17 protein-coding genes are annotated in these 20401 nt (G+C 71.4%); 11 read left to right on the top strand and 6 right to left on the bottom strand.

Features of this window, described 5'->3' with window-relative positions:
• Positions 1–363: 363 nt before the first annotated feature.
• Together OG753_RS18030 and OG753_RS18025 are read left to right on the top strand one after the other, a co-directional pair.
• Positions 364–1041 (top strand): response regulator transcription factor, encoded by a 678-nt coding sequence (locus OG753_RS18030; RefSeq protein WP_030659823.1) that lies wholly within the window; start codon positions 364–366, stop codon positions 1039–1041.
• A gap of 95 nt (positions 1042–1136) precedes the next feature.
• Positions 1137–2402 carry an ATP-binding protein gene (locus OG753_RS18025; protein ID WP_405789173.1) on the top strand — a complete coding sequence of 422 codons (1266 nt, stop codon included), beginning with the start codon at positions 1137–1139 and terminating at the stop codon, positions 2400–2402.
• Between the two features lie 16 nt (positions 2403–2418).
• Here the strand turns inward: OG753_RS18025 and OG753_RS18020 are convergent, their stop codons facing one another.
• Entirely contained in the window at positions 2419–2955 is a 537-nt protein-coding gene (locus OG753_RS18020) for a GtrA family protein (protein ID WP_327262788.1), read from the bottom strand.
• Between the two features lie 186 nt (positions 2956–3141).
• On the opposite strand from OG753_RS18020, the gene OG753_RS18015 reads away from it, so the two are divergent.
• The 4 genes from OG753_RS18015 (at position 3142) to OG753_RS18000 (ending at position 7206) form a co-directional block, all read left to right on the top strand.
• Positions 3142–4281, top strand: coding sequence for a 5-(carboxyamino)imidazole ribonucleotide synthase (locus tag OG753_RS18015; RefSeq protein ID WP_327262787.1), 1140 nt, complete (start codon positions 3142–3144; stop codon positions 4279–4281).
• A complete protein-coding gene (gene purE, locus OG753_RS18010) occupies positions 4278–4814 on the top strand; it encodes a 5-(carboxyamino)imidazole ribonucleotide mutase (protein ID WP_327262786.1) in 537 nt (178 codons plus the stop codon). The genes OG753_RS18015 and purE overlap by 4 nt, the downstream gene beginning before the upstream one ends.
• A complete protein-coding gene (locus OG753_RS18005) occupies positions 4811–5992 on the top strand; it encodes a dipeptidase (protein ID WP_327262785.1) in 1182 nt (393 codons plus the stop codon). Before purE ends, OG753_RS18005 begins: the two co-directional genes overlap by 4 nt.
• Positions 5993–6135: 143 nt before the next feature.
• Entirely contained in the window at positions 6136–7206 is a 1071-nt protein-coding gene (locus OG753_RS18000) for a membrane dipeptidase (RefSeq protein ID WP_327262784.1), read from the top strand.
• 100 nt (positions 7207–7306) lie between these two features.
• On the opposite strand, the gene OG753_RS17995 is transcribed toward OG753_RS18000, so the two are convergent.
• The gene (locus OG753_RS17995; RefSeq protein WP_327262783.1) at positions 7307–8650 is read right to left on the bottom strand and encodes a UDP-glucose/GDP-mannose dehydrogenase family protein; all 1344 of its coding nucleotides are present in this window, start codon (positions 8648–8650) and stop codon (positions 7307–7309) included.
• Between the two features lie 194 nt (positions 8651–8844).
• Between OG753_RS17995 and OG753_RS17990 the strand changes: the two genes are divergently transcribed.
• The 3 genes from OG753_RS17990 (at position 8845) to OG753_RS17980 (ending at position 12029) form a co-directional block, all read left to right on the top strand.
• Complete coding sequence (locus OG753_RS17990; RefSeq protein ID WP_266392091.1) at positions 8845–10017, top strand: acyl-CoA dehydrogenase family protein; 1173 nt, start codon at positions 8845–8847, stop codon at positions 10015–10017.
• A 122-nt stretch (positions 10018–10139) separates the two neighbouring features.
• A complete protein-coding gene (locus OG753_RS17985; protein ID WP_327262782.1) occupies positions 10140–10784 on the top strand; it encodes a hypothetical protein in 645 nt (214 codons plus the stop codon).
• 162 nt (positions 10785–10946) lie between these two features.
• The gene (locus tag OG753_RS17980; protein ID WP_405789172.1) at positions 10947–12029 is read left to right on the top strand and encodes a sugar phosphate nucleotidyltransferase; all 1083 of its coding nucleotides are present in this window, start codon (positions 10947–10949) and stop codon (positions 12027–12029) included.
• An 84-nt stretch (positions 12030–12113) separates the two neighbouring features.
• On the opposite strand, the gene OG753_RS17975 is transcribed toward OG753_RS17980, so the two are convergent.
• Positions 12114–13433: an LCP family protein gene (locus OG753_RS17975; protein ID WP_327262780.1), complete on the bottom strand. Its 1320-nt coding sequence runs from the start codon at positions 13431–13433 to the stop codon at positions 12114–12116.
• A gap of 106 nt (positions 13434–13539) precedes the next feature.
• On the opposite strand from OG753_RS17975, the gene OG753_RS17970 reads away from it, so the two are divergent.
• On the top strand, positions 13540–14076 hold the full coding sequence (locus tag OG753_RS17970) for an acyl-CoA thioesterase (protein ID WP_327262779.1): 537 nt from the start codon (positions 13540–13542) through the stop codon (positions 14074–14076).
• A gap of 6 nt (positions 14077–14082) precedes the next feature.
• Here the strand turns inward: OG753_RS17970 and OG753_RS17965 are convergent, their stop codons facing one another.
• Positions 14083–15597 carry an LCP family protein gene (locus OG753_RS17965; RefSeq protein WP_405789170.1) on the bottom strand — a complete coding sequence of 505 codons (1515 nt, stop codon included), beginning with the start codon at positions 15595–15597 and terminating at the stop codon, positions 14083–14085.
• Positions 15598–15772: 175 nt separating this feature from the next.
• Here OG753_RS17965 and OG753_RS17960 point away from each other — a divergent pair, with 175 nt between their 5' ends.
• Entirely contained in the window at positions 15773–16798 is a 1026-nt protein-coding gene (locus tag OG753_RS17960) for a glycosyltransferase family 2 protein (protein WP_327262777.1), read from the top strand.
• Between the two features lie 76 nt (positions 16799–16874).
• On the opposite strand, the gene OG753_RS17955 is transcribed toward OG753_RS17960, so the two are convergent.
• Together OG753_RS17955 and OG753_RS17950 are read right to left on the bottom strand one after the other, a co-directional pair.
• Positions 16875–18554 carry an LCP family protein gene (locus OG753_RS17955; RefSeq protein WP_405792705.1) on the bottom strand — a complete coding sequence of 560 codons (1680 nt, stop codon included), beginning with the start codon at positions 18552–18554 and terminating at the stop codon, positions 16875–16877.
• Positions 18555–18627: 73 nt separating this feature from the next.
• Positions 18628–20364 (bottom strand): LCP family protein, encoded by a 1737-nt coding sequence (locus OG753_RS17950; protein ID WP_327262775.1) that lies wholly within the window; start codon positions 20362–20364, stop codon positions 18628–18630.
• Positions 20365–20401: the final 37 nt, after the last annotated feature.

Here is a 20401-nt window from a genome sequence, read left to right as displayed (position 1 = left end):
CATCCGTCACCGGGATCCACGCCCTCCCGCGCATCATCACGCGGAGGGCCCGGCCAACAGGTCATTCACTGTCGTCAAGGCCGGCCGGGGCGGTCCTTGATAAGACCGTCCGTCCGGTTCAGGACAGAAAGAGAGACCTTTGCACTGCTTTTCGGCACAAAGGTCCCTGAGGTATTGCATCAGGCGTCTCGCCACCATACGACACGACACTGCGGCATTTGAAAGGACTTGAGAGATGGATCACAAGGCGCGCCGGGAACCGTTCGACCATATTCGAAGGCGGTCAGTGCTTCATAAGCCCAGATAGGAAGGGGTCTTCCAGTGGGCCCCTGGTTTCAGCCGCCGCGGACTACCATCACCCACATGACGCGTGTACTGCTCGCCGAGGACGACGCATCCATCTCGGAACCCCTGGCCCGCGCCCTGCGCCGGGAGGGGTACGAGGTAGAGGTGCGGGAGGACGGCCCCACCGCGCTGGACGCGGGACTGCAGGGCGGCGTCGACCTCGTCGTCCTCGACCTGGGCCTGCCGGGCATGGACGGCCTGGAGGTCGCCCGCCGGCTGCGCGCCGAGGGCCACGGCTTCCCGATCCTGGTCCTCACCGCCCGGGCGGACGAGGTCGACACGGTCGTCGGCCTGGACGCCGGCGCCGACGACTACGTGACCAAGCCCTTCCGCCTGGCCGAGCTGCTCGCCCGGGTCCGGGCCCTGCTCCGGCGCGGTGCCAACGAGGCCGCCCAGCCCCCCGCCACCCACGGCGTGCGGATCGACGTCGAGTCGCACCGTGCCTGGATGGGCGAGGAGGAGCTCCAGCTGACGGCCAAGGAGTTCGACCTCCTGCGGGTCCTGGTCCGCGACGCCGGCCGGGTCGTCACGCGCGACCAGCTCATGCGCGAGGTCTGGGACACGACCTGGTGGTCCTCCACCAAGACCCTCGACATGCACATCTCCTGGCTGCGCAAGAAGCTGGGCGACGACGCCGCCAACCCCCGCTACATCGCCACCGTGCGCGGCGTCGGTTTCCGCTTCGAGAAGAGCTGACCGCCACCCCGAAGCCGGTCCGAAGCCGGTCCGAGGACACTTCGGGGCCGCTCCGGGGGCACTTCGAGGGCACCGGCTGGGGCATGCTCTAGGGCATGCGCCGCCGCCTCATCTCTTCCACGCTCGCCGTGGTGCTCGTCGTGATCGCCGTCTTCGGGGTCTCCCTCGTCATCGTGGAGACCCGCACCATCACCAGCAGCGCCCAGGACCGCATCGAGTCCGAGGCGCTGCGGCTCGTGGGCATCGTCGAGGCGAACGTCCTGGAGAAGAAGCCGATCGACCCCGTGGCCCTCGGCGAACAGCTGGACTCCGGTCACTACGCGCGGATCACCGTCCCCGGCCGGCCGGCCGTCGAGGTGGGCACCCCCATCCCCGAGAGCGTCATCCGCGGCACCGCCCGCGGGGAGTCGGGCGAGGTCGTGGTCGTCGAGGAGTCCCGCTCCACCGTCACCCGCGAGGTCGGGCGGACCCTCGCCGTGGTCGGCGCGGTCGCGCTGCTGGCCGTCGTGGCGGCCGTACTCCTCGCCGTACGGCAGGCCAACCGGCTGGCCTCCCCGCTCACCGACCTCGCCGAGACGGCGGAACGGCTCGGGTCGGGCGACCCGCGGCCCCGGCACAAGCGGTACGGGGTCCCCGAGCTGGACCGGGTCGCGGACGTACTGGACTCCAGCGCCGAGCGGATCGGCCGGATGCTGACGGCCGAACGGCGGCTCGCCGCGGACGCCTCCCACCAGCTGCGCACCCCCCTCACCGCGCTCTCCATGCGGCTGGAGGAGATCACGGTGACCGACGACCTGGAGACCGTACGGGAGGAGGCGACGATCGCCCTGACCCAGGTGGAACGGCTCACGGACGTCGTCCAGCGGCTGCTCACGAACTCGCGCGACCCCCGGACCGGCTCGGCGGTCCCCTTCGACCTGGACGAGGTCGTCAAGCAGCAGGAGGAGGAGTGGCGCCCGGCCTACCGCAGCGCCGGACGGGCCATCGTCCGCTCGGGCAAGCAGGGCGTACGCGCCGTCGGCACCCCGGGCGCGGTCTCGCAGGTACTGGCCACCCTGGTCGAGAACGCCCTGATGCACGGCGGCGGCACGGTCGCGCTGCGCACCCGGGTGATCGGCAACCAGGCGGTGCTGGAGGTCACGGACGAGGGGCCCGGGGTCCCGCCGGACCTCGGCAACCGGATCTTCGAGCGGGCGATCAGCGGCCGCAACTCCACCGGCATCGGCCTCGCGGTGGCCCGGGACCTCGCGGAGGCGGACGGCGGCCGACTGGAGCTGCTGCAGACGCAGCCGCCGGTGTTCGCGCTGTTCCTCAGCCGCACGGCGCCGGAACCCACCGAACCGCAGAGCACGGTCCGCTAGAGCGGGGGAGCGGGAGCTAGTTGTTCGCGGGCTCCGGCTCGGGCAGCGGCTCCGGCCTGCGCTCCGGCTTCGGCACGGGCGCCGGATCCGGCATCGGTTCCGTCGGCTCGGCCGGTGCGGGCAGGGCCTTGAAGACCCAGGTCCGGTACGACCAGAAGCGGAACACGGTGGCGGTCCCGATGCCGATGAACTTGAAGACGTTGCTCGCGACCGGGCCGTCCCAGCCGAAGCCGTAGGTGGCGGCGTAGAGCACACCGCTCTCGATGACCAGGCCGATGCCGCTGAACACGGCGAACAGGGTCAGCTCGCGGGTCCGGCCGCTCTTGGCGCGGTCCCGGTAGGCGAAGTAGCGGAAGCCGATGTAGTTCGTGGCGATGGCGACGACGGTGGCTATCACGCTCGCGCGGACCACCTGCAGGTCGGTCGTGTTGCGGATCAGGTTGAAGACACCCAGGTTGACCAGGACCCCCAGACCGCCGACCGCCCCGAACTTGGCGACCTCTCGCACGAGGCCGCGTACACGTTCGAGGACAGATCCGCCCGGGGTGCTCATCAGTAGGTCAGTCCTGTCGGTCACCGCCCGCTTACGGGGCGTCCGGTGTTCTCCGTCAACCCACTCATGCTAAGTGTCCCCCCTGTGCCGCGTCTGTGCCTTCCGGCACCGTGCGACGCACGGCACACGGACAGATCGGGCCAGGGCCCGTCCGGATGGCGGAATACCGGCGGATACCCTGGAGGAGTGACGTTCCCGGTAGTCGGCATGGTCGGCGGCGGTCAGCTCGCCCGCATGACCCACGAGGCGGGTATCCCCCTCGGCATCAGATTCAAGCTCCTCAGTGACACCCCGCAGGACTCGGCGGCCCAGGTCGTGAGCGATGTCGTCATCGGCGACTATCGCGACCTGGAGACGTTGCGAGCCTTCGCGCGCGGTTGTGACGTGATCACCTTCGACCACGAGCATGTACCCATGGAGCACCTGCGGGCCCTGGAAGCGGACGGCATCCCCGTCCGCCCGGGGCCCGACGCTTTGGTACACGCCCAGGACAAGGGGGTGATGCGTGCCAAGCTCGACGAGATCGGCGCGCCCAGCCCCCGCCACCGGATCGTGAGCGATCCGGACGACGTGAGCGCCTTCGCGGCCGAGGTGGGCGGGTTCCCCGTCATCCTCAAGACCGTGCGGGGCGGCTACGACGGCAAGGGGGTGTGGTTCGTCCGCACCCCCGAGGACGCGCACGCCCCCTTCAAGGCGGGCGTCCCGGTCCTCGCGGAGGAGAAGGTCGAGTTCGTCCGCGAGCTCGCGGCCAACATCGTCCGCTCCCCGCACGGACAGGCGGTCGCCTATCCCGTCGTGGAGTCCGTCCAGGTGGACGGCGTCTGCGACACGGTGATCGCCCCGGCCCCGAACCTCTCGGAGGCCCTCGCGGGCGAGGCCCAGGCCCTCGCCCTGCGCATCGCCAAGGAACTCGGCGTGACCGGCCACCTGGCCGTGGAACTGTTCGAGACCATCGACGGCCGGATCCTGGTCAACGAGCTGGCGATGCGCCCGCACAACAGCGGCCACTGGACCCAGGACGGCGCCGTCACCTCACAGTTCGCCAACCACGTGCGCGCGGTCCTGGACCTCCCGCTCGGCGACCCGCGCCCCCGCGCCCGGTGGACGGTCATGGCGAACGTGCTGGGCGGGGACTACCCCGACATGTACGCGGCGTACCTGCACTGCATGGCCCACGACCCCCAGCTGAAGATCCATATGTACGGCAAGGACGTGAAACACGGCCGCAAGGTCGGCCACGTCAACACCTACGGCGACGATCTGGACGATGTGCTGGAGCGCGCACGTCACGCAGCCGGCTATCTCAGAGGAACGATCACCGAATGAGCACCTCCACCGCAGGGCCCGTCATCGGCATCGTCATGGGCTCCGACTCGGACTGGCCCGTCATGGAGGCGGCCGCCCAGGCCCTGGACGAGTTCGAGATCCCCTACGAGGTCGACGTCGTGTCCGCGCACCGGATGCCGCGCGAGATGGTCGCGTACGGGGAGCGCGCCGCAGACCGCGGGCTGAAGGCGATCATCGCGGGCGCGGGCGGGGCCGCCCACCTGCCCGGCATGCTCGCCTCGGTCACCCCGCTGCCGGTCATCGGCGTGCCGGTGCCGCTGAAGTACCTCGACGGCATGGACTCGCTGATGTCGATCGTCCAGATGCCCGCCGGCGTTCCCGTCGCCACCGTCTCCATCGCCGGGGCGCGCAACGCGGGCCTGCTGGCCGTACGGATGCTGGCCGCGCACGACACCGAGCTGCAGGCCCGGATGCGCGACTTCCAGCAGGAGCTGAACGACCAGGCCACCGAGAAGGGCAAGCGGCTGCGTACGAAGGTCGCGAACGCGGAGTCCTTCGGGTTCGGGAAGTGAGCGCCGCGCAGCGTCTGGACGAGGCGCGCGAGCTGCTGGCCGAGCACCCCGTCGTGGACGGCCACAACGACCTGCCCTGGGCGCTGCGCGAGCAGGTGCGCTACGACCTGGCGCAACGCGACATCGCGGGCGACCAGTCCGCGCACCTGCACACCGACATCCCCCGGCTGCGCGCCGGGGGCGTGGGGGCGCAGTTCTGGTCCGTCTACGTGCGCTCCGACTACGCGGGCGACGAGGCGGTCAGCGCCACCCTGGAGCAGATCGACGTCGTCACCCAGCTGATCGACCGCTATCCGGGCGACCTCGTGCGGGCGCTGACGGCGGACGACATGGAGGCGGCCCGCGCCGACGGGCGGATCGCCTCGCTGATGGGCGCCGAGGGCGGCCACTCCATCAACAACTCGCTCGCCACCCTGCGCGCCCTGCACCAGCTGGGCGTGCGGTACATGACGCTCACGCACAACGACACGATCGACTGGGCGGACTCGGCGACCGACGAGCCCCGGCACGGCGGTCTGACCGACTTCGGCCGCGAGGTCGTCCGCGAGATGAACCGCGTCGGCATGCTGGTGGACCTCTCGCACGTCGCCGCGACGACGATGCGGGACGCGATCGCCGTCTCGGCCGCGCCCGTGGTCTTTTCGCACTCCTCGGCGCGGGCGGTCTGCGACCACCCGCGCAACATCCCCGACGACGTGCTGGCCCTGCTGCCGGGCAACGGCGGCGTGGCGATGGCCACCTTCGTCCCGAAGTTCATCCTCCCGGCGGCGGTCGAATGGACCCTGGCCGCGGACGAGAACCTGCGGGCGCACGGATTCCACCACCTCGACACCACCCCCGAGGCGATGGCCCTGCACCGCGCCTTCGAGGCGGAGCGCCCGCGCCCGGTGGCCACGGCCGCCACGGTGGCGGACCACCTGGACCACATGCGCGAGGTGGCGGGCATCGACCACATCGGCATCGGCGGGGACTACGACGGCACGGCCTTCACCCCGTCCGGGCTGGACGACGTGGCGGGCTACCCGAACCTCGTCGCCGAGCTGCTCGTGCGCGGCTGGTCCCGGGCCGATCTGGCCAAGCTGACCTGGTCCAACGCGGTACGGGTGCTGCGCGACGCGGAGTCGGTGGCCCGCGATCTCGGGGCGTCCCGGGGCCCGTCGAACGCGGTGATCCGGTAGCGGACGCGCCGGTCCGGCGGATGCGGTGACAGGGTGTGACCTGCGGTCTCACTCGAACGCTGCGTCCGCCGGGCGTCCCGGGCCTCCCCCGTGTCACGGTGGCAGCACCTCTCCCTGCTGCCGCCGAGACCGGAGCGAACGCCATGGCCGACCTGCAGGATGAACCCCACTCCGTGGGCATCGGAGCCGAAGACCTCCCCGTACCCGCGGTGGCGGTGGCGGCGGGCGCCCTCGACCGGGCCGCCGCGCTGCTGGCCGTCCATCCCGTGGCCGACGGGTGCAACACCCTCGTCTGGACCCTGCACCAGAGCCCGTACCACGACATCGACACCCCCGACACGGGTGTGGACACCGACATCCCGCGGCTGCGCGCCGGGGGAGTGGGGGCCCAGTTCTGGTCCCTGCTCGTGCCGCCGGGCGGCCGGGCACGCGAGGACGCCGCCGGTGAACAGGTGCTCTCCGACACGCTGGACCAGATCGACACGGCGCTGACCCTGATGCGCCGCTACCCCGACGGCCTGTGCCTGGCGCTCAGCGCCGCCGACATGGCCGACGCCCGCAACCGGGGCCGGATCGCCTCGTTCCTGGGCCCCGTGCCCGGCCGCACGCTGACCGACTCCCTGGGGGCGCTGCGCGCCTTCCACGCGCTGGGCGTACGGACCCTCGCGCCCGCCGGGGCGCCCTGGGCCCTGGAGGAGCTGACGGCCTTCGGCCACGAGGTGGTCCGAGAGGCGAACCGGCTGGCGATCCTGCTGGACCTCACGGGCTGCCCGCCGGCGGTCGCCCGCCAGGTCGCGGGGGCCTCCAAGGCCCCGGTGATCATCTCGAACACGGCGGCGGCCTCGCTGAACCCGCATCCGGGCAACGCGACCGACGAGGTCCTGGCCGAGCTGCGGGAGGCGAACGGCCTCGCGATGGTCACCTTCGACACGGCGCGCACCGGGGACTCCCTGCACGCGGTGGCGGACCACCTGGACCACGTACGGGCGATCGCGGGCCCGCACGGCGTCGGACTCGGCGCCGCCTTCGGCACCGGACCGGGCCACCCCCGCCCGACGGGCCTGACCGACCCTTCGGGCTACCCGCGGCTGATCGCGGAGCTGCTGGAGCGTGGCTGGCCGGAGTCCGAGGTGGCCCTGCTGACCTGGGGCAACGCCCAGCGTGTGGTGCGCGACGCGGAATTCACCGCCCGCGCCGCCGGCCACCGCCGCTAGCCGGCCCCGCCGGCGAATGAGGTGCGGGGGTCCGGGGGCAGCGCCCCCGCAACGGCGCCGCACCGGCACCAGGGATCCGCACCCCCGCCCGGCCCGAGGGCTACGCCCGCGGGCGGCCCATCGCCCGGTAGGTCCAGCCCGCCGCACGCCACCGCTCGGGGTCCAGCGCGTTGCGGCCGTCCAGCACGAGCCGGTCGGTGACCACACCGGCGAGCTCCGCCGGGTCGAGGTCGCGGAACTCGCGCCACTCGGTGAGGTGGAGGACGACCTCCGCGCCCCGGGCCGCCGCCAGCGCGGAGTCCGCGTAGCCGAGGGTCGGGAAGACGCGGCGGGCGTTGTCCATGCCCTTGGGGTCGTAGACGGTGACCTGACCGCCCTGGAGGTGGATCTGCCCGGCCACGTTCAGCGCGGGGGAGTCGCGGACGTCGTCCGAGTCCGGCTTGAAGGTGGCCCCGAGCACGGCGACCCGCTTGCCGAGGAACGAACCGCCCACGGCCTCCCGGGCCAGCTCGACCATGTGCCCGCGACGCCGCATGTTGATGGAGTCGACCTCGCGCAGGAAGGTGAGCGCCTGGTCGGCGCCCAGCTCACCGGCGCGCGCCATGAAGGCCCGGATGTCCTTGGGCAGGCAGCCGCCGCCGAAGCCGATCCCGGCGCGCAGGAACTTCGCGCCGATCCGCTCGTCGTAGCCGATGGCCTCGGCCAGCTTGACCACGTCACCGCCGGCGGCCTCGCACACCTCCGCCATGGCGTTGATGAAGGAGATCTTGGTGGCGAGGAAGGAGTTCGCGGCGGTCTTGACCAGCTCGGCCGTCGGGAAGTCGGTGACCACCAGCGGGGTGCCCTCGGACATCGGCGTCTCGTACACCTCGCGCAGCAGCTTCTCGCCGCGCTCGCCCTGGACGCCGATCACGATCCGGTCGGGGTGCAGGGTGTCCTGCACGGCGAAGCCCTCGCGCAGGAACTCAGGGTTCCAGGCCAGCTCCACGTCCGTGCCCGCCGGGGACAGCTCCGTGAGCTTCTCCGCCAGCCGCTGCGCCGAACCCACCGGCACCGTGGACTTGCCGACGACCAGCACCGGCCGGGTCAGGTGCGGGGCCAGGGAGGCCATCGCGGAGTCGACGTAGGACATGTCGCAGGCGTACTCGCCGTGCTTCTGCGGAGTGTTCACGCAGACGAAGTGGACGTCGCCGAAGGCGCCGACCTCCTCCCAGGAGGTGGTGAACCGCAGCCGTCCGGTCGAGCCCGGCAGCCCGGCCACGTGCTGGGCCAGCAGTTCCTCCAGCCCGGGCTCGTACATGGGGACGCGGCCGGAGGCCAGCATCTCGATCTTCTCCGGCACCACGTCCAGACCGAGCACCTCGAAGCCCAGCTCCGCCATCGCCGCGGCGTGGGTCGCGCCGAGGTAGCCGGTGCCGATCACAGTGATCCTGAGGGGGGCCATGGGTGCTCCAGAGGTGCGGGGCCGTTTGCGGCCACTGAGCATAGTCGGGCCCACCAGCGGGGACGTTCCCCAGGAGTGCCCCGCTGTCACGCAACTCACGTGGGCCGTCCATATCGCCATCCGTGACCGGACCACTAAGCTTGGGTTACTTAACGGTAGTTAGCATCACGCATCACCCTGGGGAGTGAGAGATCTTGGCGGGTTCTGCCGACTTCGACCTGTACCGCCCGGCCGAGGAGCACGACATGCTCCGCGAGTCGGTCCGCTCGCTCGCCGAGGCGAAGATCCTGCCGTTCGCGGCCGCGGTCGACGAGGAGTCCCGCTTCCCGCAGGAGGCCCTGGACGCCCTGGTCTCCAGCGACCTGCACGCCGTGCACGTGCCCGAGACCTACGGCGGTGCGGGCGCCGACGCCCTCGCCACCGTGATCGTGATCGAAGAGGTGGCCCGCGTCTGCGCCTCCTCCTCCCTCATCCCGGCCGTGAACAAGCTCGGCTCCCTCCCGGTGATCCTCTCCGGTTCCGAGGAGCTCAAGGCCAAGTACCTGGGCCCCCTGGCCAAGGGCGACGCGATGTTCTCGTACGCGCTCTCCGAGCCGGACGCGGGCTCCGACGCCGCAGGCATGAAGACCCGCGCCGTGCGCGACGGGGACTTCTGGGTGCTCAACGGCGTCAAGCGCTGGATCACCAACGCGGGCGTCTCCGAGTACTACACGGTGATGGCCGTCACCGACCCCGAGAAGCGCTCCAAGGGCATCAGCGCCTTCGTCGTCGAGAAGTCCGACGAGGGCGTCTCCTTCGGCGCCCCGGAGAAGAAGCTCGGCATCAAGGGCTCCCCGACGCGCGAGGTCTACCTCGACAACGTCCGGATCCCCGCCGACCGCATGATCGGCGCAGAGGGCACCGGTTTCGCCACCGCGATGAAGACCCTGGACCACACCCGCATCACCATCGCGGCCCAGGCGCTCGGCATCGCCCAGGGCGCCCTGGACTACGCCAAGGGCTACGTCCAGGAGCGCAAGCAGTTCGGCAAGCCGATCGGCGACTTCCAGGGCGTGCAGTTCATGCTCGCGGACATGGCCATGAAGATCGAGGCCGCCCGCCAGCTGACCTACTCGGCCGCCGCCCGCTCCGAGCGCGTCTCCGCCGGCGGGGCCCACGAGGACCTCACGTTCTTCGGCGCCGCGGCCAAGTGCTTCGCCTCCGACGTGGCCATGGAGGTCACCACGGACGCCGTCCAGCTCCTCGGCGGTTACGGCTACACCCGTGACTACCCGGTGGAGCGCATGATGCGCGACGCCAAGATCACCCAGATCTACGAGGGCACCAACCAGGTCCAGCGGATCGTCATGGCCCGCAACCTGCCGTAACCCCGACCTGACCTGCAGTGACGTGAACTCCCCCGGCAGCCCGCCGGGGGAGTTCGCGCAGGGGCGGAGGGCTAGGCTGTGCGGCTGTCAGCCGTAGGCGCGCAGGTGGGGCGGTAACAAGCATGTTCACGGAACGCCAGATATCGGCGCTGCTCGGGCAGATCGCCCGCCAGGACGTCGTCGAGATCGGCCCGGAGCCGACGGTCAACCGGGTGACCGCCCTGGCCCACATCGCGGAGCAGTACGGCTACGCGTACGACCGGGCGCACCGGACGGGGCACAACAACTCGCTCGTCCTGGTGCGGATGTACCGGGATCCGAGCCCCGGGGCGCGCGCCCGTGAAGCGGCGACGATCGCCGCCCACCCGCAGGCGGGCAACGGCGGGACCGTGCCGGGAATGCGGCCCGGGACGCTCAAGCCGCTCCCCGAGGTGCAGGAATCCGTGGCACTGATGAAGGACCGGATCACGCTCGACGTCATGGCCCAGGCCGCGGACAAGCGGCAGAAGACGATCGCCTGGGGATCCTGCGGAGCCCTGGTCCTCGTCCTGCTCCTCGTCGGCATGCCGGTCGGCGCGCTCGCCGGCGGCGCGGCCCTCGCCGCGTTCCTGGGAGGCGCCTTCAAGCTGGGCGCGGTCCGCCGGCAGCGGATCGCCCAGCGGCTGACCGACGCCGGGTTCGTCCCGGTCCGGGACGCGGCCGGCAGGCAGCGCTTCCTGCAGCCCGGACAGCAACTGCCCGGCCACGCCAATCCGTTCACCGCCTGACGGTCGAACGGGCCATTCGGCACCGGTCATTTCATGACACACCGGGTGTCGCGCCCCCCGGGGAGCGCACCCGGTCACCCCCATCCGGCTCCGGCCTTGGGACGCCCCCGGATGGGCTAAATTTGGACCTTCGTACGCCGGAATTCGGTTGGGGAGAACGCAATGACGGAAGCGATCCTGCTGGTCGGCGGACAAGGGACGCGCCTGCGCCCCGTGACGGTGAACACGCCCAAGCCGATGGTCCCCACGGCCGGTGTCCCGTTCCTCGCCCACCAGATAGCCAGGGCCGCCGCCGCCGGTGTCACCCACATCGTGATGGCCACCTGCTACCTCGCCGAGGTCTTCGAGCCGTACTTCGGTGACGGATCCGACTTCGGCCTCAGCCTCGAGTACGTGGTCGAGGACGAGCCCCTCGGGACCGGCGGCGCCATCCGCAACGCCGGAGCGCGCCTGACCGGCGGCCCGGACTCCGCCGTCCTCGTCTTCAACGGCGACATCCTCACCGGCCTGGACATCGCCGGCCTGGTCGAGTCCCACAAGGCGGCCGACGCCGACGTCTCCCTGCACCTGGTCCGGGTCGAGGACCCGCGCGCCTTCGGTCTGGTCCCCACCGACGCCGAGGGGCGGGTGCTGGCCTTCACCGAGAAGCCGCAGACCCCCGAAGAAATCATCACCGACCAGATCAACGCCGGCTGCTACGTCTTCCGCCGCAGCGTGATCGACTCCATCCCGGCCGGCCGCCCGGTCTCCGTCGAGCGCGAGACCTTCCCCGGCCTGCTCGCCGCCGGTGCCAGACTGCACGGCGTCACCGAGAACACCTACTGGATGGACCTCGGCAAGCCCGAGTCGATCATCCAGGCCTCCGCCGACCTCGTACGCGGCGTGGTCTCCTCCCCGGCCCTCCCCGGACGCCGCGGCGAGGCCCTGGTCCTGCCGGGCGCCCAGGTGGCGGCCGGGGCCAAGCTCTCCGGGGGCACCGTCGTCGGCGCCCGAGCCCGCATCGAGGCCGGAGCGGTCGTGCAGGGCTCGATCGTCCTCGACGACGCCGTCATCGGCCCGGACGCCCAGGTGAACGCCAGCCTGATCGGTGCCGGCGCCTCCATCGGCGCGCGGACCGTCCTGGAGGGCACCGTCGTCGGCGACGGCGCCGCCGTGGGGGCCGACAACGAACTGCGCACCGGCGCCCGCGTGTGGTGCGAGGCGCAGCTGCCCGCCGCCGCCATCCGGTTCTCCCCGGACGCCTGATCCGGGGAGCGGGGAGCGCGCAGGACGGGGCGGACCGACGGGACGGCGGCCCGCCGGGCCGCCGTCATCACCGCCCCGCCGCCGTCAGTTGCCGCGGACGGTGACCTTCTCGTCGTTCTGGATCTGCTTCACCAGCTGCTGCACCTTCGCCTTGTCCCAGACGAGGTTGCCGCCGCGCTGGCCGGAGATCGGCATGTTCATCGACACCCCGTCACCGCCGTTGACCCCCTTCATCGCGAAGAACATCTGGCCCATGTCGTACAGGCCCATGTCCTTGTCCACGATGAGCGTGTCCAGGCCCGCGCCCAGCATCGGGTAGAGCGCGAACGGGTTGAGGATCGTCGAAGGCGTCGCGGCCTGACTGGCCAGCGCCGACAGGAACTTCTGCTGGTTCTTCGTCCGCTGCAGGTCGGACTCGGCGAAGGCGTACCGGGTCCGTACGAAGGCCAACGACTGCTCGCCGTTGAGGGTCTGCTTGCCGGCCTTGAAGTCGGCGCCCGACTTCTCGTCCTTGAAGCCCTCCTCGATGTTCAGCTCCACACCGCCCAGCGCGTCCACGATGTTCGCGAAGCCGGCGAAGCCGATCTCCGCGTAGTGGTCGATGCGCAGGCCCGTGTTGTGCTCCACCGTCCGCACCAGCAGCTCGGGGCCGTCCTCCGCGTATGCCGCGTTGAGCTTGACCCGGCGCCCCTGCGCGGGGAAGGTCTTGCCGGACTGAGAGCCCACGAAGGAGGGGATCTCCACGTCCGAGTCGCGGGGCAGCGAGATCATGGTGTTCCCGCTGGAGCACTTCGCCAGGATCATCATCGAGTCGGTCCGCTTGCCCTCGGCCGAACCCGTGTGCAGCTTCTTCTTCTCCTCGGCGGACATGCCCTCGCGGCTGTCGGAGCCCACGATCAGGTACGTCGTGCAGTCGCCCTCCTTCGGGCGCTCGATGACCTTGGAGAGGTCCACCTCGCGGCGCACCTTGGAGTCGGCCCAGAAGTAGGTGGAGACCGAGGTCACCAGCAGCGCCGAGACCAGCACGATCGAGCCGACCTTGATCCGCCTGCGCCAGTCCGGGGCGGGACCGGGCGCCCGCCCGGGGCGGCCGGGTCCGGACGGCCCGCCGGGCCCTCCCGGCCCGCCGGGAGGGCCGCCCGCGGGGTTCCCGTAGACCTGGCCGGTGTTGTAGCCGCTGTCGTAACCGCCGTACGTGTCGTGGCTGCCCCCCTGCTGCGGGGGTACGCCGCGGGTGGGCGGCGGGCCCGCCGGCCGCTGCGGGCGCGGGGGCTGCGGGGGCCGCGCCGGCTGCTGCGGCTGCGGCTGCCGCTGGATGTGCCGCATCCGCTGCACACCGTCGGGCTGCGGCTGCGCGCTGCCGCGTCCGTACGCGTCGTCACGACCTTCTGGCCAGTCATTCATGCGCCCTAGGATGCCTGGCCACCGGCGTCGTCCGACAGCCCGGTCCGCATTCCGTTCCGCTGCTGTTGCAGAGCTGATGCCTCCAGGGGCCAACTAAGGTGTCCGTATGACACAGATACCGGGCGAGCTGCCCGGGAAGCCGACGGCAGCCTCCCGGACGACCCTGAGCCACATCATGACCGCCAACGACACCAACCTCCTCGGTACGGTGCACGGTGGCGTGATCATGAAGCTGGTGGACGACGCGGCGGGCGCCGTGGCCGGCCGCCACTCCGGCGGCCCGGCGGTCACCGCCTCCATGGACGAAATGGCCTTCCTCGCGCCCGTGCGCGTGGGCGACCTCGTCCACGTGAAGGCCCAGTGCAACTGGACCGGCCGCTCCTCCATGGAGATCGGCGTACGCGTCCTCGCGGAGCGGTGGAACGAGTCCACCCCCGCCACCCAGGTCGGCAGCGCCTACCTCGTCTTCGCGGCGGTGGACGCCGAGGGCAAGCCCCGCCAGGTCCCGCCGGTCCTCCCGGAGACGGAGCGCGACGAGCGGCGCTACCAGGAGGCGCAGATCCGCCGCACCCACCGGCTCGCCCGCCGCCAGGCGATCATGGCGCTGCGCGAGGAGCGTGCGGCCCAGGGCTTCGACGACTGACGTCGCTCAGGGGGCCTCCGCGGCCCCTCGGTTCCCGCAGACCACCTGGTCGCCGGTGACCACCCCGAAGGCGCCCTGGTAGGGGTCCTCCGCGCGCACCGGCACCACCTTGCGGTAGTCGGCGCCCGCGATCACCACCACCGTCCGGCCCTGGCCGGCGACCGCCCGCAGCTCGCTGCCCGGCAGCGCCGTCGCCACCGAACGCGCGGAGCGGTCCCAGCGCGGGTCGTACGTGACCACCGTGCGCCTGACCTCACGGCTGGCGCCGTTGCCCGGGGCCCGTGTGGTGTCGAAGCCGGTGGCGCGCAGGGCGGCGTCGACCCGCCCGCCCAGCCCGTCGATCCGGGTGCCGTTCTCCACCTGGACCCGGACCTGGCGCGGGGGCACGTCCACCGGCACCGCCGCGGGCGGGCCGCCACCGGTGCGCCCGGGCCGGGCCGGGGCCAGCGGCCGGTCCTCGCGCAGCGCCTCGAACAGCTTGGCCGCCTTCGGCTCGTCCCACTTCACGGTGGATCCGATGCCCTTGACGGGGAAGGAGGGGCTGCCGATGGGCACCGAGGCGAATTCCGAGGAGGACGGGGTGAAGTCGCGCATCGCCTGTCCGAGGGCCAGCATCTGCTCCGAGCCGAAGTCCTTGTCGGCCCGGACCGAGCCGAGGAGGGTGGCGCTGACCTCCTTGAACTTCACCGGGTTCAGCAGTACGCCACCCCCGGTCGCCTGCTTGATCAGGGCGGCGATGAACCGCTGCTGACGCTGCATCCGGCCGAGGTCGGAGGCCCCGTCGACATGGCGCGAGCGCACGTACTGCAGGGCCTGTCCGCCGCTGAGGCGGTGGCTGCCGGGCAGCAGGTCGAGGCCGGTGTTGCGGTCGCGCATGGTCTTGGCCGTGCAGATCTCCACGCCGCCCATCGCATCGACCGTCTTCATGAAGCTGGTGAAGTCGACCTCCAGGTAGTGGTCGATCTTCACCCGGGTCATGTTCTCCACGGTCCGCACGGTCAGGTTGGGCCCGCCCTCGGCGTACGCCGCGTTCAGCCGTACGGGATGGGCCTTGTGCGTCTTCCCGGAGACCAGGTCCCGGTGGGCGGGCACCTCGGCGTAGGAGTCGCGGGGCAGGCTGATCACGCTGGCCCGCTCCTTGTCCGCCGACAGGTGCACGAGCATGATCGTGTCCGTGCAGTGGCAGGGCGCTCCGCCCAGGCGGTACTCGCGCTTCTCCTCCGGGGAGATCTTCTCCCGTCCGTCGGTGCCCACCAGCAGGAAATTGAGGCCGTGTCCGGCCTGAGGGCGGTTCTTCATGTCCTTGAACGGGTCCACCCGCTCGATCCCGGTGTCCAGTCCGGTCATCACGGCGTGTCCGACGGCCCCGGAGCCGAGCACCGCCAACGACAGGCCGGCCGCGATCCGTACCCCCCACCGGGGTCGTCCGTCCCGGTGCCGGGCGCGGCCGCCCGCGCCGCGCCGGGCGCGCTGCGGCCGGGGCGGCCCGGCGGGACGGGCGGGACGGTGCGGCTGGGGCACGGTGGACACCTCCGCGGGGGCAGCAGGGAGACCAGTCGGGGCACTGGCCGGCTTCAGCTGATGCAACAGACAGTAGGCCCATACGATCAGCCGCTGTCCGTACCGGTCGCTCGGCGCGCACCCGGTTCCCCCGTACGCGGTAACGTGACACCGATACCCGACCTTGAAGGACGACATGCCCGCCCAGCAGCCCGCAGTCTCGGTGATCATGCCGGTGCTCAATGAGGAGCACTACCTCCGCGATTCCGTCCGCCACATCCTCGAACAGGAGTACGCGGGCGAGATGGAGGTGGTGATCGCGCTCGGGCCGTCCACGGACCGCACCGACGAGATCGCCGCAGAACTCGTCGCCGAGGATCCCCGAGTCCACACCGTCCCGAATCCCACGGGCCGGACCCCGGCGGCGCTCAACGCCGCCATCAAGGCCTCGCGCCACCCGATCGTGGTGCGCGTCGACGGCCACGGCATGCTCTCCCCGAACTACATCGCCACCGCGGTCCGCCTCCTGGAGGAGACGGGCGCGCAGAACGTCGGCGGTATCATGCACGCCGAGGGCGAGAACGCCTGGGAAGAGGCCGTCGCCGCCGCGATGACCTCGAGGATCGGCGTCGGCAACGCGCCCTTCCACACCGGCGGCCAGGCCGGCCCGGCCGAGACCGTCTACCTCGGTGTCTTCCGCCGCGAGGCCCTGGAACAGCAGGGCGGCTACAACGAGGAGTTCATCCGGGCCCAGGACTGGGAGCTGAACTTCCGCATCCGCGAGGCCGGCGGCCTGATCTGGTTCTCGCCGGAGCTGATGGTCCAGTACCGTCCGCGCCGCTCCGTTCGGGCCCTGGCCAAGCAGTACAAGGACTACGGGCGCTGGCGCCACGTGGTGGCCCGCTACCACTCGGGCTCCATCAACCTGCGCTACCTGGCCCCGCCGACCCTGGTCTGCGCGATCGCCGCCGGCGTGGTCGTGGGCGTGGCGGTCACCCCCCTGGGCTTCGCCGTCCCGGCCGGCTACCTCGCGGCGATCACCGCGGGCTCCGTACCGGCGGGCAAGGGGCTCGGGATCAAGGCCCGGGCGCAGATCCCGGTCGCCCTGGCGACCATGCACCTGAGCTGGGGCTTCGGCTTCCTGACCAGCCCGAAGGCCTTGGCGGACAAGGTCATCGCGAGCCGCCGTCCGGCCGTGCACCGGGACTCCTCGCAGGTCTGAGACATACGGAAGGGGCCCGGCGCGGGCAGGCTGTGTACCGTCACAGCCGCCGCGCCGGGCCCCTTCCGCGCGCGCTCTACCAGGTGAAGCCCGGCTGGATCGCCATGCAGGCACCCTCGTTGTCGCCGTTGAGCGCGTGGGCCGAGGTCGGGGCCACGGTCGGGGCGGGCGGCGGCGGGGTCGGCGCGTTGCCGCTGCGCCAGTCCTTGCCGACGAACAGGGTGATCCCGGGGACCTGGTCCGACTTCTGCACCGAAGCGGAGGGCAGGTCCAGCGCGGTGGCCAGGGCCCCCGCGTCGGCCGCCTGCGCGTCCGTGGCGTAGCGGATCACCGTGGTGTCCTCGGCCCCGGTCTGGGTGTCGGCCAAAGCCTTGGTGAAGCCCTTGCCGACCAGCAGCGCGGCCACGTCGCCGGCCCGGTTGCGGACCCTGGTCTCGGTGCCGTCCTTGCCGCTCGTGGCGTTGCGGACGGAGACCGAGATCTTCGCGGGAGCGGCGGCCGGGGCCGTGGTGGGCGCCGTCACCGGGGCGGTCGGGGTCGCGGAGGCGCCCGGCGAGGGAGAGGCGCCGCTCTCCGGGGTCCCGTTGCCCTTGCCGTCGAGCGCGATGTCCTCGCGGACCATCCGGAAGACGGCCTCGGCCTCCGTCGCCATGGGCTCGACCCGGCCGTCCAGGCCGGGCTTGGTGCTGTAGACCCAGGGCATGGTGGTCATGGTGATCCGGCCCGGGGGGACCTTCTTGAGCTCGGTGCTCAGGTCGTACAGCTTGTCGATCTTGTTCAGGCCGGTGTCCACGACCATGGCGTCGATGGCCGCCTGCGCCAGGCTGTTGAGCTTCACCGGGTTGGTGAGCTTGGCGTTCTTGCGGAACTCGCGGGCCATCGACGTCATGTACTGGTGCTGAGCGTGCGTGCGGCCGATGTCGGTGCCGTCCTCGAAGCCGTAGCGGGTGCGCAGCCACTGCAGGGCCGTCTCGCCCTGGATGACGCTCGTGCCCTTCGGCAGCTTCAGGCCGGAGCCCTTGCCGTCACGGGTGCGGGAGTGGACGTTCTCCTCGACGCAGACCGGGACGCCGCCGATGGCGTCCGCCATCGAGACCACGCCCTTGAAGTCGATCATCATGAAGTGATCGATGGGGATCTTGGTCAGCTCCTGCCAGGCGGCGACCGTACAGCCCGGGCCGCCGCGCTGCAGGGACTCGTTGGTCTGCACGAGGCCCTTGCTGGCGGGGTGCACCTTGCCGTTCGGCTCGGTGCACTTGGGCATCATCAGCATCGTGTCGCGCGGCATCGACACCACCGACATGTTGCTGCGGTCCGCGGACAGGTGCAGCAGCATCTGCACGTCCGCGAGCGGCGGGCCGTCGAAGGTGTCCCTGCCGCCGCCGAGGGCCTGGTTCGCCGCGTCGTCGCGCGCGTCCGAGCCGATCAGGAGGATGTTCAGCGGCGTCTGCCCGAAGGCGTTGGGCTTGGAGCCGCCCAGTTTGGTCTCGCCGAGGTTCAGCGCGTCCGTCTGGATGTTGCCGTTCAGGTGGCGGTAGTACAGGTAACCGGCCGCCGCCGTACCGAGTATCAGGAAGGACAGCACAGAGGCCGTCCAGCGCAGCACGCGCCGTCGGCCCCGTCGGTTGGGACGGCTGCCGGCCGTCCTGCGGCCCGTTCTGGAGCCGCCCCGCGGTGGGGGCACCGTGCCGGACTCGCCCGGCTCGCCGTCGGATATTTCCCCGGCGCCCCGGGCGTTCGCCCCCTCCCCTCGCACGCTGCTCTGCCTCACGCGTCCCCCTCAAGATCCTTCTTGGTCAACAGTGTGCCGGTGTCCCGGCCGGGTCCCGTTACTTGGCGCAGGTCGCCTTGTCGGCCTGCGACCGCTGCACGTCCTCGGGCAGCTGCTGCGGCACCGGGGCCGACAGCGCGGCCCCCGGCTGCGTGAAGTCCGGGCCCAGGGTCAGCTTCATCGGGGTCTTCGCCGACGCATCCGCCGTCCCCATCTTCAGTGCGGTGGCCGGCAGACCCATGATGTCCGCCAGCGCCCGGGCCTGGTCGGCCTGGTTGGGCGCGTACTCCAGCTGCGTGGCGCCGACCTTCGCGGGCGCGTTGCCGCCCTGGCCCGCCTTGGACACGCCCTTGCTGCCCTGCAGCCAGTTCAGCGTGGTGGAGGCGGCGCCCTGGGGCCCGCCGCCGTTGTAGACGGTCACCCGTACGTCGCCCGCGGCCGCGCGGTTGCCCTGGAGCAGCGCGTCCTGCTTGGCCTTCGCGTCCGCGTCGGCCGCCTCCTTGGCGGCCTGCTCCTTCTTCTCGACCTCCGTGAGCGAGACGTCCCCCCGGATCATCTGCAACAGCGGATCGGCCAGGCCCTTGTTGACGACGACGGTCGCCTTCTTGCCCACCGGTTCGGCCGGGTTGTCGTCCACCGGCAGGGTGGTGAAGGTGATGTTCTTCATGTCGATGTTCTTCAACTCACCGGCAAGATCGGTGAGTTTGCCGATGGACCCGATCCCCGAGTCCACGCTCAGCGACTTGGTGGCGGCCTCGGCGAGGGAGAGGAACTTCTTGGGGCTGGTCAGCGTCTCCTTCGACTTCATCTCACGCATCATCGAGCCCAGGAACTGCTGCTGGATCCGGATCCGGTCGAGGTCGCTGTTGTTGCCGAAGCCGTGCCGGGTGCGGACGAAGGCGAGGGCCTGTTCGCCCGACAGACGGTGTTCGCCGGCGTCCAGTTTGAGCTGCGAACCGCCCTCGTCGTTCACGGCCTTGTCCAGGCACACCGGTACTCCGCCGACCGCCGTGCTCAGCGTCTTGACGGCGTTGAAGTCGGCCATCATGAAGTGGTCGACCTCGACGCCGGTGAGCTCCTTGACGGTGCGCATGGTGCAGCCCGCGTCGCGGCCCTCCTGGCCCAGGCTGGTGTTGAAGCGCGTGCCCTTGGAGGGCGCGATCGTCTTCGTCGAGCCGTCCGGCTGCTTCGTCGGGCAGGCCGGGATGTTGGTGATCAGGTCACGCGGGATGGACAGCGCGGTCGCGTTCGTCCGGTCCTTCGAGACGTGGAACAGGATCGTGGTGTCGGCGTGGCCGACGCTGTCCTTGTCCCCGTAGGCCTCGTTGCCGGCGCCGGTGCGCTTGTCGGTACCGATGACCAGGATGTTGATGGCCTGGTCCTTCTTGAAGCCGCCGGTGCCCGCGCCCGCCACGTCGGTGACGTTGAGGTTGCCGTTCAGGTGGTCGTAGTAGAGGTACGCCGCCACGGAGCCGCCCACCAGCAGGAACGCCAGGGTTCCGCCGGTGATGATCAGCGCCTTCTTGCGACGTCCTCCGCCGCCCCCGCCCTTGCGGGAGCGGCCGCCGCGCCGGCCCCCGGGCGGGGCGTCGCCGCGGCGCGGCTTCGGTACGCCCGGTGAGGGGGCGGTGGGGGCGGAGGGAGCAGACGGCGATCTGCGGGGTGCGGTGACCTTGGGCCGCGCTTGCGCGGCGGAGTCGGCCAGTCGCAGTTCGTAGTTGCCGGTGCGGGGGTTGAGTACCCACTGGTCTGCGGGGTCGATCTCCTCGGCCCGCCCACGGCTTTGCGCATCCACGGTTGCTCGAATCCTCCGTCGGTGCCTCGCGACGCGC

This window comes from Streptomyces sp. NBC_00029 (genome assembly GCF_045160505.1).
In the GTDB taxonomy this organism is placed as follows: Bacteria; Actinomycetota; Actinomycetes; order Streptomycetales; family Streptomycetaceae; genus Streptomyces.
This window is presented reverse-complemented; position numbering and strand designations above follow the sequence as displayed.